This is a genomic window from Mesorhizobium sp. M7A.T.Ca.US.000.02.2.1, from assembly GCF_003996995.1.
Taxonomy (GTDB): Bacteria; Pseudomonadota; Alphaproteobacteria; order Rhizobiales; family Rhizobiaceae; genus Mesorhizobium.
On record NZ_RZTT01000248.1, the window covers coordinates 1 to 9,161 of the forward strand.

At 62.7% G+C, this 9,161-nt stretch carries 12 protein-coding genes; 9 read left to right on the forward strand and 3 right to left on the reverse strand.

Annotated features, from left to right (window positions below; all coding sequences use genetic code 11):
- From EOD15_RS21720 to EOD15_RS21730, 3 genes are all read left to right on the forward strand, one after another.
- Positions 1 to 1,266: ABC transporter ATP-binding protein (locus EOD15_RS21720; RefSeq protein WP_148129606.1), on the forward strand; the 1,266-nt coding region annotated here is incomplete at its 5' end.
- A gap of 4 nt (positions 1,267 to 1,270) precedes the next feature.
- A complete protein-coding gene (locus EOD15_RS21725; RefSeq protein ID WP_127322755.1) occupies positions 1,271 to 1,750 on the forward strand; it encodes a GNAT family N-acetyltransferase in 480 nt (159 codons plus the stop codon).
- Between the two features lies 1 nt (position 1,751).
- Positions 1,752 to 2,063 carry a DUF6665 family protein gene (locus EOD15_RS21730; RefSeq protein ID WP_127322756.1) on the forward strand — a complete coding sequence of 104 codons (312 nt, stop codon included), beginning with the start codon at positions 1,752 to 1,754 and terminating at the stop codon, positions 2,061 to 2,063.
- A 3-nt stretch (positions 2,064 to 2,066) separates the two neighbouring features.
- On the opposite strand, the gene EOD15_RS21735 is transcribed toward EOD15_RS21730, so the two are convergent.
- Positions 2,067 to 2,411 (reverse strand): cupin domain-containing protein, encoded by a 345-nt coding sequence (locus tag EOD15_RS21735; RefSeq protein WP_127322757.1) that lies wholly within the window; start codon positions 2,409 to 2,411, stop codon positions 2,067 to 2,069.
- Between the two features lie 313 nt (positions 2,412 to 2,724).
- Between EOD15_RS21735 and petA the strand changes: the two genes are divergently transcribed.
- The 6 genes from petA to EOD15_RS21765 all read left to right on the forward strand — a co-directional run bounded on the left by petA (position 2,725) and on the right by EOD15_RS21765 (position 8,204).
- A complete protein-coding gene (gene petA / locus EOD15_RS21740) occupies positions 2,725 to 3,285 on the forward strand; it encodes a ubiquinol-cytochrome c reductase iron-sulfur subunit (RefSeq protein WP_127270959.1) in 561 nt (186 codons plus the stop codon).
- 16 nt (positions 3,286 to 3,301) lie between these two features.
- Positions 3,302 to 4,603, forward strand: a complete 1,302-nt coding sequence (locus tag EOD15_RS21745; RefSeq protein ID WP_013529985.1) for a cytochrome b N-terminal domain-containing protein — start codon at positions 3,302 to 3,304, stop codon at positions 4,601 to 4,603.
- A gap of 28 nt (positions 4,604 to 4,631) precedes the next feature.
- Entirely contained in the window at positions 4,632 to 5,504 is an 873-nt protein-coding gene (locus EOD15_RS21750; protein ID WP_127322539.1) for a cytochrome c1, read from the forward strand.
- 127 nt (positions 5,505 to 5,631) lie between these two features.
- On the forward strand, positions 5,632 to 6,327 hold the full coding sequence (locus tag EOD15_RS21755) for a phosphatase PAP2 family protein (protein ID WP_127322538.1): 696 nt from the start codon (positions 5,632 to 5,634) through the stop codon (positions 6,325 to 6,327).
- Between the two features lie 176 nt (positions 6,328 to 6,503).
- The gene (locus EOD15_RS21760; protein ID WP_164893303.1) at positions 6,504 to 7,649 is read left to right on the forward strand and encodes an alpha-hydroxy acid oxidase; all 1,146 of its coding nucleotides are present in this window, start codon (positions 6,504 to 6,506) and stop codon (positions 7,647 to 7,649) included.
- 9 nt (positions 7,650 to 7,658) lie between these two features.
- Positions 7,659 to 8,204 carry an adenine phosphoribosyltransferase gene (locus EOD15_RS21765; protein ID WP_013529989.1) on the forward strand — a complete coding sequence of 182 codons (546 nt, stop codon included), beginning with the start codon at positions 7,659 to 7,661 and terminating at the stop codon, positions 8,202 to 8,204.
- A gap of 165 nt (positions 8,205 to 8,369) precedes the next feature.
- Here EOD15_RS21765 and EOD15_RS21770 read toward each other — a convergent pair whose 3' ends face one another.
- Complete coding sequence (locus EOD15_RS21770; RefSeq protein WP_127320868.1) at positions 8,370 to 8,840, reverse strand: MaoC family dehydratase; 471 nt, start codon at positions 8,838 to 8,840, stop codon at positions 8,370 to 8,372.
- A partial coding sequence (locus EOD15_RS21775; protein ID WP_127408812.1) for a MaoC/PaaZ C-terminal domain-containing protein occupies positions 8,837 to 9,161 on the reverse strand: 325 nt, incomplete at its 5' end. The genes EOD15_RS21770 and EOD15_RS21775, both read right to left, overlap by 4 nt.

Consider the following 9,161-nt stretch of genomic DNA (forward strand, 5'->3'; position numbering starts at 1 on the left):
GCCAAGCTCTACTTGCCGGCAATCCGCAAGCATGCCGAGGAAACCGCCGAGGCCGGCTCGATGATCACCGGCCGCATCGTCGATTCCTATTCCAACGTGCAGACGCTGAAACTGTTCTCGGCCGACGGCGACGACCGCTACATCAGGAACGGTTTCGACATCTACCTCGACGCATTGCGCCCGTTCACCCGCCGGCTGACCGGCGTGCGCATGGCGTTGACGACGCTGTCGGGCATCATGATCACGGCGATCGGCTGCTTTGCCGTTTATCTCTGGGTCGAGGGCTCGATCACCGTCGGCGCGGTCGCCTTCACGCTGTCGCTGGTGCTGCGGCTCAACATGCTGCTCGGCCGGCTGATGATGCAGCTCAACAGCATCTTGCGAAACCTCGGCGTGCTGGAGAACTCCAAGGCGCTGATTTCGCAGCCGCTCGGCCTCACCGATGCGCCCGACGCCAAGGAACTTGTGGTGGCAGGCGGGCGTATCGAGGTGAAGAACGTCGAGTTCCATTACGGCAAAGGGTTCGGCGTGCTGAACGGCATCGACCTTGTCGTCAAGCCGGGCGAGAAGGTCGGGCTGGTCGGACCGTCGGGCGCCGGCAAGACGACGCTCGCGAACCTGATCCTGCGGCTCTACGATCTGGAGGGCGGCTCCATCATGATCGATGGCCAGGACGTCTCCGATGTCACGCAAAATTCGCTGCGCGCCAATATCGGCGTCGTCAGCCAGGACACGGCGCTGTTCCACCGTTCACTGCGCGACAACATCAAGCTCGGCATGCCAGATGCGACCGATGCGGAGGTGATCGCGGCGGCGAAAAAGGCCGAGGCGCACGAGTTCATCCTGACCTTGCGCGACAACAGGGACCGCGCCGGCTACGAAGCCTTTGTCGGCGAGCGCGGCGTCAAACTGTCGGGCGGCCAGCGCCAGCGCGTGGCGATCGCCCGCGTCTTCCTCAAGGATGCGCCGATCCTGATTCTCGACGAAGCGACCTCGGCGCTCGATTCCGACATCGAGGCGGCGATCCAGGAAAATCTGACGCGGCTGATGGAAAACAAGACGGTCATCGCCATCGCCCACCGGCTGTCGACGATTGCGGCACTCGACCGACTGGTGGTGCTCGACGGCGGCCGCATCGTCGAGCAAGGCACGCATGACGAGTTGCTAGCACTCGAGGGGCTCTATGCGCGGCTGTGGAAGCGGCAGTCCGGCGGTTTTCTCTATCACGAGGACAGCGTGCTCGAAGAGACACGCCCGGCGGAGTAGCTCCATGGGTGGATCAACAGGCGCCATCTCAGAGGTCGGCTACGTGCTCAAGCGGCTCCGGCCGACCATGCCGGCTTTCGACACGCTGAAGGAAGAGAGCCGGCAGGAAGGCTACTGGATGCTGGTGCGCCTGGCGGATGGCTGGGCAAGTGGCCACAACAAGTTCCTGAAACGGGGCGAGGCGCTGTACGGAGCCTGGGATGGAAGGGAACTCGCCGGCGTGTGCGGGTTGAACATCGATCCCTATTTCGAGGCCAGGGACCACGGCCGGGTCCGGCACCTGTTCGTCAGTGCGCGTCACCGTCGCGCCGGCCTTGGCCGGATGCTGATCGAAACCGTTATCGACAGGGCACGTCACCATTTCGCCGCGCTGAACACCCGCGCGCCGCAAGAGGCTTTTGGTTTTTACGCACGGCTTGGATTTACGCACGTGGAAGGCGAAGAATTCGTCACTCACCGCATGGTTTTCGCGAAAGGAGACTGAAATGTCCTTGCGTCCGCCATCTCATCTTGCCGGCGCCTCGGCCGCTGAAGCCGCCTTCGACGCGCTCGGCCATGAAATATTGGCGGAAAAGGCGGCAGCACTTGGCCGCGCCGGCCAGCGGGTAGAGGAAACGCTGGCCAGGCTGCGCGACAATGCCGACGAGCAACTGCGCCCCCGGCTGCTCAAGGATGCCGCCGAGGCGGTGCATGGCTATTTCATCCAGCGCGAGCTGTGCGGCTTGCGCAAGCACGATGCCGTCATTCGTGAATACAACATCCCGAAAGCGGTGCTGGCCAGGCTCGGCGCGAAATAGAGATCACTCCAGCCATTCGGTGATGAAGCTGCCGTTCTCGTGGATGTCGGTCGTCTCCAGCGGGCCTGGGCCGAGATTGGTGAATTTGTGCGGCGTGTTGGGCGGCACGATCAGGATCTGGCCGACGGATGCCTCGATCTCCTGGTCGCCGACAGTGAACAGGCCGGTGCCCTGGCGGATGATGAAGATCTCCGCGTAGGGATGCGTGTGCAGGCGGGGGCCGCCGCCGACGCCAGGCAAATAGTTGAAGATCAGGCAGGAGTTGGAGCCGTAGGCGCCACATTGCAATTCGCCCTTCCAATGGTCGGAGCGAACAGACCAGGTGTCGCGGTCTATGACGTGTGCCATGATACAAAGATAGACCCGGCTGGCGCCTTGTGTCGAGCCGAACAGGGGCGTCGGATTTGCGGTTGTTTCCCGGTTGTTTAGCGATGTTTGGCGGCTATCCGGCGTCGCGTTGAGCGGTGGCGGATTTTGTCCCCGCGACAATCTGCCCTTGTGCCTTCACCCGTCTGGACAAAAACGGGCTTCACGCATAAACCGAAGTCCAAATGCCGGAGGAATTCGCAAGCCTGTTCGCCATGCGCTGTCGGGTTGGCGTAATTGAGCGGGGAACAAGGCTCAGCCACCGGCACGGAAGAGGCGAAAGGATCAGGCACCCGTGAGCGCAACCGACACCCAGGATCCCAACCGTCGTGATTTTCTCTACGTCGCCACCGGCATGGCCGCAGTGGTCGGCGCGGGTGCCTTCGCGTGGCCGTTCATCGACCAGATGCGCCCCGATGCCTCGACGCTGGCGCTCGCTTCCGTCGAAGTCGACGTCGCCTCGCTGACGCCGGGCATGTCGCTGATCGTCAAATGGCGCGGCAAGCCGGTCGTGGTCCGCAACCGCACCGAACAGGAAATGAAGGACGGCGAGGCCGTCAAGCTGGCCGATCTCAAGGACCCGATCGCCCGCAACGCCAATCTGCCGGCCGATGCACCGGCGACCGACGCCAACCGCACCACACCCGGCAAGGAAGCCTGGATGGTGATGGTTCAGGTCTGCACCCATCTCGGCTGCATTCCGCTCGGCCAGGAAGGCGATTTCGGCGGCTGGTTCTGCCCATGCCACGGCTCGGTCTACGACACGGCCGGACGCATCCGCCAAGGCCCGGCGCCTGAGAACATGGCGGTGCCGGTATTCAAGTTCATTTCCGATACCAAGATCCTTATCGGTTGAGGCAGGGGACATTTCGATGAGCGAGGGACACTCGACCTATACGCCCAAAACCGGTCTCGGACGCTGGTTTGACGCCCGCATGCCGCTGCCGCGGCTGGTCTATGACAGCTTCGTCGCCTATCCGGTGCCGCGCAACCTCAACTACGCTTGGACGTTTGGCGGCATCCTGTCGATCATGCTGGTGGCGCAGATCCTGACCGGCATCGTGCTGGCCATGCACTACACGGCCGACACCAATCTCGCCTTCGGCTCGGTCGAGAAGATCATGCGCGACGTGAATTCGGGCTGGCTGCTGCGCTACATGCATTCGAACGGCGCCTCGTTCTTCTTCGTCGCCGTCTACATCCACATCTTCCGTGGCCTCTATTACGGCTCCTACAAGGCGCCGCGCGAGCTGCTGTGGATCCTCGGCTGCATCATCTATCTCCTGATGATGGCGACCGGCTTCATGGGCTACGTGCTGCCATGGGGCCAGATGAGCTTCTGGGGTGCCACCGTCATCACGGGTTTCTTCAGCGCCATTCCGCTGGTCGGCGACTGGATCCAGCAGCTGCTGCTCGGCGGCTTTGCCGTCGACAACCCGACGCTGAACCGCTTCTTTGCGCTGCACTATCTGTTGCCGTTCATGATTGCCGGCGTCGTCGTTTTGCACATCTGGGCGCTGCATGTCGTGGGCCAGTCGAACCCGACGGGTATCGAGGTCAAGTCGAAGACCGACACTGTCGCCTTCACCCCCTACGCGACCATCAAGGACGCGTTCGGCATGATCGTGTTCCTGTTCTTCTTCGCCTATTTCGTCTTCTACCTGCCGAACTATCTCGGCCATCCCGACAACTACATCGTCGCCAACCCGCTGAAGACGCCGGCCCACATCGTGCCCGAATGGTACTTCCTGCCGTTCTACGCGATCCTGCGCGCCATCACCTTCAATGTCGGGCCGATCAACTCCAAGCTCGGCGGCGTGCTGTGCATGTTCGGCGCCATCGTCATGTTGTTCCTGGTGCCGTGGCTCGACACTTCGAAGGTACGCTCGGCCGTTTACCGGCCCTGGTACAAGCTGTTCTTCTGGCTGTTCGTGGCCGATGCCATCCTGCTTGGCTGGCTGGGCTCGCAGCCGGCCGAAGGCAGCTATGTGTTCATGGCGCAGATGGCGACATTGTTCTACTTCGCCTTCTTCCTGATCGCGCTGCCGGTGCTCGGCCTGATCGAGACGCCGCGACGGCTGCCGAACTCGATCACCGAGGCGGTCCTCGAGAAGAACAAGGGCGGCAGCGGACATCCGGCGGGCGCTACGGCGGCGCCGGAAACCAAAGGCTGAGCGGGTAGAGAATCTAAGGGGATTTGGCATGAAAAAGATTCTCACCTCGCTGGCGCTGGTCGGCCTCGTGGCCGTCGGCATCGGGTCGGCGGGCACTTGGGCGATCGCCGCCGAAGAGGCGCACAACGCCGCCGCGCCGACGCATTTCCCGATCCACGAGCCGAAGGAAATGGACTGGAGCTTCACCGGCCCGTTCGGCACCTATGACAAGGCGCAGCTGCAGCGCGGCCTCAAGGTCTACAAGGAAGTCTGCGCGGCCTGCCATTCGATGAACATGGTGGCGTTCCGCACGCTGTCAGACCTCGGCTATTCCGATGCGCAGATCAAGACGCTGTCGGCCGAGTACACGATCCATGACGGTCCCAACGATGCCGGCGACATGTTCGACCGTCCCGGCAAGCCGTCCGACCACTTCCCGCCACCGTTCGCAAACGACGAAGCGGCCGCCGCTTCCAATGGTGGTGCTGCTCCGCCCGACATGTCGCTGCTGGCCAAGGCGCGCGGCGTCGAGCGCGGTTTTCCGCAATTCGTCTTCGACATCTTCACCCAGTATGACGCGGGCGGCCCCGACTATATCCACTCGCTGCTGACAGGCTATAACGAGACACCGCCTGCCGGCATGGTCATCCCGGAAGGCACCCACTACAACCCCTATTTCATGTCGGGCGTGTCGCTGAAGATGCCCAACCCGCTGTCCGACGGCCAGGTGACCTATGATGACGGCGCGCCGCAGACAGTCGACCAGTACTCCCGCGACGTTTCCGCCTTCCTGATGTGGGCGGCCGAGCCGCATATGGAAGACCGCAAGAAGACCGGTTTTCGCGTGCTGGTGTTCCTGCTTCTGTTCGGCGCTCTGGTCTATCTCACCAAGCGCAAGGTGTGGGAAGGCGTGGCGCATTGAGCCACACAATCAAGTGATCGCGAAGGGCGCCGAGAGGCGCCCTTTTGCATTTCCGGAGGCTGGTCATGTCACATGGCCGTCACCGCATCCGGCGATCCTGTGCTGCTCTCATCAAAGGATCGCATTCATGAAAAGATACGCATCGTTCGCGGCAGGCCTGTTGCTGCTCATCGTCGGCTCGGCCGCGCAAGCGGAAGACGCCCAGCCCTTCATCACCAACAAGGATGTCGACCTGACGATGATCCTGCCGCCGCCGCCGGCAAACGATTCGGCACAAACCAAGGCCGAACTCGGCGAGGTGCTGACTTTGCAGGTCACGCGCACCCCGCAGATGGTCGCCAGCGCGGTGGCCGATGCCGAGGAGAATGTCTGGCGCTTTGCCGACGTGATGGGGCCGAAATTCAACAAGGAAACGCTGCCGAAATTCAGCGCCTTCTTCGATCGCGTGGTGGCTACCGAAGGCGCTGTCGTCGATCCGGCCAAGGATGTCTGGAAGCGCCCGCGCCCGCATCAGCTCAGCGATCTCGTCAAGCCTGCGGTCAAGCTGTCGAACTCCGGTTCCTGGCCTTCCGGACACGCCACCGTCGGCACGATGATGGGCATCATTCTGTCCGACATGGTTCCGGAAAGGCGCGCCGAGATCATGGCGCGCGCGAGTAAATACGCTCACAACCGCGTGGTTGGCGGCATCCATTTTGCGTCCGATGTCGAGATGGGCAGGATTTCCGGCAGCGTCATTGCCGCGGTCCTGCTCAACCGGGACGACTTCAAGGCTGAATATGAAGTGGCCAGGGCCGAGCTTCGTTCCGATCTCGGCATGTAATCCTCGTCAGCCGGATTTAGACGGGAAGGGGCGCTTAAGGCGCTCCTTTCTTGTCTGCGCCATTGCTTAGGCGGAAGTTCGGCAATTAGTCCGTTGGCATGGCGGCATGAGGTTGATATTCGACGCATCGAACGGTGGCGAGAAGCTCGTCCCGCCATGGCTTTTGGATTTCGATGATGCGGCTCAGCGACTGTCACAACTTTTCCGATTTCCGCCATATGGCGCAGCGGCGGCTGCCGGGGCCGATCTTCAATTACATCGACGGCGCGGCGGACGACGAGGTCACCTACCGCCGCAACACCGAAAGCTTCGAGACCTGCGATCTGGTTCCCAATGTGCTGCGCGGGGTGAGCGAGGTCGACATGTCGGTGACGGTCATGGGCCAGAAGCTGGCGATGCCGTTCTATTGCTCGCCGACCGCCTTGCAGCGCCTTTTCCACCATCAGGGCGAGCGCGCGGTCGCCAAGGCCGCGGCCAAGTATGGCACCATGTTCGGCGTCTCGTCGCTTGGCACCGTCAGCCTCGAGGAGGCGCGCAGCATCAGCAGCAGCCCGCAGGTCTACCAGTTCTATTTCCATCGGGACCGCGGTCTTAACCGGGCGATGATGCAGCGGGCAAAGCAGGTCGGCGTCGAGGTGATGATGCTGACCGTCGACAGCATCACCGGAGGAAATCGCGAGCGCGACAAACGCACCGGCTTTGCCATTCCCTTCAAGCTCAACCTTGCCGGAATGGCGCAGTTCGCGCTCAAGCCAGCCTGGGCGATCAATTATTTCACGCATGAGGGGTTCAAGCTGCCGCAGCTCGACGAGCATGTCGACATGGGCGGCGGCACGATGTCGATCAGCCGCTACTTCACCGAGATGCTAGACCCGTCGATGACGTGGGACGATGTCGCCGAGATGGTCAAGCTTTGGTCGGGTCCGTTCTGTCTCAAGGGCGTTATGTCGGTGGAGGACGCAAGACGCGCCGTCGACATCGGCTGCAGCGGCATCGTGCTGTCGAACCATGGCGGGCGGCAGCTGGATGGCTCGCGGGCGGCGTTCGACCAGCTTGCTGAGATCGTCGATGCCGTTGGCGACAGGATCGACGTCATCATGGATGGCGGCGTGCAGCGCGGCACGCATGTGCTGAAGGCGCTGTCGCTCGGTGCCAAGGCCGTCGGCGTCGGACGCTACTATCTGTTCCCGCTTGCGGCGGCGGGCCAGCCCGGCGTCGAACGGGCCCTTGAGCAGATGCGGGTCGAGATCGAACGCGGCATGAAGCTGATGGGCTGCAGTTCGATCGAACAATTGTCGCGCAAGAACCTCCGTTTCAGGTAATCTCGACCCATGAAATCCTCCCTCGAAGACACATTGCTCGCCGCGATCCGTACCATTCCGGACTATCCCAAGCCAGGCATCCTGTTTCGCGACATCACCACGCTGCTCGGCAATGCGCGCGCCTTCCGCCGCGCCATCGACGAACTGGTGCATCCCTACGCCGGCCAGAAGATCGACAAGATCGCCGGCATCGAGGCACGCGGGTTCATCCTTGGCGGCGCCGTCGCCCATCAGCTCTCGGCCGGCTTCGTGCCGATCCGCAAGAAAGGCAAGCTGCCCTACGAGACGGTGCGCGTCGCCTATAGCCTGGAATATGGCCTGGACGAGATGGAGATGCACAAGGACGGCGTTGCTCCGGGCGAGAAGGTGATCCTTGTCGACGATCTGATCGCCACCGGCGGCACCGCGGAGGCGGCGGTCAAACTTCTGCGCCAGATCGGCGCCGACATCCTCGCCGCCTGTTTCGTCATCGACCTGCCGGACCTCGGCGGCCGCGCCAAGCTCGAAGCCCTCGGTGTGCCGGTCAGGACGCTGATAGGGTTCGAGGGGCATTAGGTTTCTCCCTCGCCCCGTTTACGGGGAGAGGGAAGCGAAGCGAGCAACGCGAGCGGAGCAGGGTGAGGGGTAAGTACGACCGTCGAGTTTAAGACACCAACGCTGGCGCCGCCCCTCATCCGCCCTTCGGGCACCTTCTCCCCGTAAACGGGGCGAAGGAAAAAGCTACTCCACCTTCACCAGAACGGCGCTTTCGAACTCGAGCACCTTGTCGCCGGTGGGATCGAAAGCTTCCGAACGCAGCGCGAGCAGCCGCCAGCCGGGGCGTGAGGCGATTGGGCGGTGCGACAGCGCGGTGCGCGTGAAGGTGATGGTTTGCCCGGCATAGACCGGCTTCAGCCATTTCAGGTTCTTGAAGCCGGGCGAGGGGCCGAATTCCGGCACTGGACCGGGACCGCTCCACGCAGCGATCTCGGCGTCCATGCGGTTTTCCAGATTGAGTTTCATCCAGGTCGCGGCCGTGTGCCAGCCAGACGCGCAGAGTCCGCCGAGCACGCTTTTCTTCGCGGCCTCCTCGTCGATATGGAAGATCTGCGGGTCGTACTTACGGGCGAAGGCATTGATCGCCTCGGGCTCGAATGTGTGCGAGCCGAGCGTGACGGTGGTGCCAATACGGAAGAAATCGTCCAGTGTCATGCTTGGCTCCCCGCGGCATCGCGCGTGAGGAACATGACGGAGTTCTCGAGTTCGAAGACGCTTTCGCCACGCTGGTTGAACAGTTCGCTGCGCATGGTGACGAAGCCGAGTTGCGGCTTCGATTTCGACAGGCGCTTGGCAACAACCATCAGGGTGCCGGTCAGTTGGTCGCCGGCCAGGACCGGTTTCTTCCATTTGACCTGATCGACGCCGGGCGCGCCCTGGCAGGTCGAGTCCAGCAGGAACGCGTCGCAGAGCATGCGCATGAACATGGCGCAGGTGTGCCAGCCCGACGCTGCCAGCCCGCCGAGGATGCTGGCC